The organism is Nocardia sp. NPDC004123 (genome assembly GCF_053603795.1).
Map to the genome: position 1 here is coordinate 1 of NZ_JBSGGG010000075.1, position 1,465 is coordinate 1,465.

Below are 1,465 nucleotides of genomic sequence, written 5' to 3' on the forward strand. Positions count from 1 at the left end.
GTCACCGCCACCGAACGCACGAGCCCGGCTGATCCAGGCGACGCTGCTCATCGCACCGCGGGGACACACCAGCACGGAATCGGCACCGACCAGCCGGCCCAGCTGCTGCAGAAGCCGGTTGAGCGCCGGCTGCGGATCCGAACCCTCCGGCGTCGACTCCACCCACGCGACCACGCCGACATGATGGCGCCCCAGCTCGTAGCCGAGCCGCGCCGAGGCCCGTCGCGCGTCACGCTCACGACCGGACAGGATCGCCTCGACCGCCTCGACCCGGGCCGCCATCGCGCTGCGCATCCACTGGTCGCGCTCGGTCTCGTACAGCTGCTCGGCCAGGCTCGAAGAGGTATCGATGAAAGCGAACAACCAGGCCGAGAGCAGATCTGCCGCCCTGGCCAGCACGGCGGGCTCCGGGGTCCGCTCGGAGATCCGCGCCAGCAGCCACTGCCACACGACCTGATGGGCCAGCCGGTACGAGCGCAGCATCGGGGTCAGCGCCACCAGCCGGTGCACCCCTGTTGTCGCCACCACCACCGTGGCCTCGGGCAAGATCACCGCGCGAGGGTCACCGCCGCGCCGGAGTTCCCCCGAGACCGCCCGCAGCGACGCCTCCACCGAAGCGACCTGCTGAGCGTAAGCCTCGGCGTCGGAGATGAACTCCGGTAACTCCGCACGCACCAGGTCGGTCACCTGGACGGCAAGGTCGCCGGCATGGGCACCGAGGTCGGCCGCGACTCCGGTGACCACGTCGTCCCAGATGCGCTTCGACTCAGGTTCCCCCAACGGTAGCCAATCAGACTCCATGCAGCGCACCATACTGTCGCGGGACAACAACCGCCCGGACTGTCGCGGGACGACAACCGCCTGGGTGAATGCTGGCGCTGTCGCACGAGCGGGTCGGCGGTGCCTACGCCTACCGTCCGGTCATGCGCCCTAAAAACCACCTCGAGACCAAGGACCTCAGCGGCCGTTCTGTGGTCATCACCGGAGCGGGCAGCGGTATCGGCCGCGAGCTCGCCTTGCTGTGCGCGCGCAGGGGCGCCTCGCTCGCCCTGTGCGACATCAACCTCGCAGCCGTCGAGGCGACCGCGGAGCAGGCCCGACAGTTGGGCCGCGACGTCTCGACCGCGAAGGTCGACGTCTCCTCCGCGGACGAGATGGCGGCCTTCGCGGATTCGGTACGGGAGCGGTTCGGTGCCCCCGACCTTCTGGTGAACAACGCTGGTGTGGGCGTCTTCGGCGGCTTTCTGGACACCACCCTCGAAGACTGGAATTGGCTCGTCTCGATCAACCTGATGGGTGTCGTGCACGGTTGCACCGCATTCGTGCCGGACATGGTCGAGCGGGGCCGGGGCCACGTCGTCAACGTCGCCTCGGCCGCAGGCCTGCTGGCCAACCCCAGCCTGTCGGCATACACGGCGACCAAGTTCGCGGTCCGCGGGTTCTCCGAGGCGCTGCGCATGGAACT

The 1,465-nt window shown here is 69.2% G+C and carries 1 protein-coding gene and 1 pseudogene; one reads left to right on the forward strand and one right to left on the reverse strand.

Translation table 11 applies throughout. The annotated features are described in order from the left end of the window. Positions 1 to 801, reverse strand: a pseudogene (locus ACWEQQ_RS45025) (PucR family transcriptional regulator); the annotation flags it as partial. Positions 802 to 869: 68 nt separating this feature from the next. Here ACWEQQ_RS45025 and ACWEQQ_RS45030 point away from each other — a divergent pair. Next, positions 870 to 1,465 (forward strand): SDR family NAD(P)-dependent oxidoreductase (locus ACWEQQ_RS45030; RefSeq protein ID WP_452352571.1); only part of this gene is annotated, 596 nt, incomplete at its 3' end.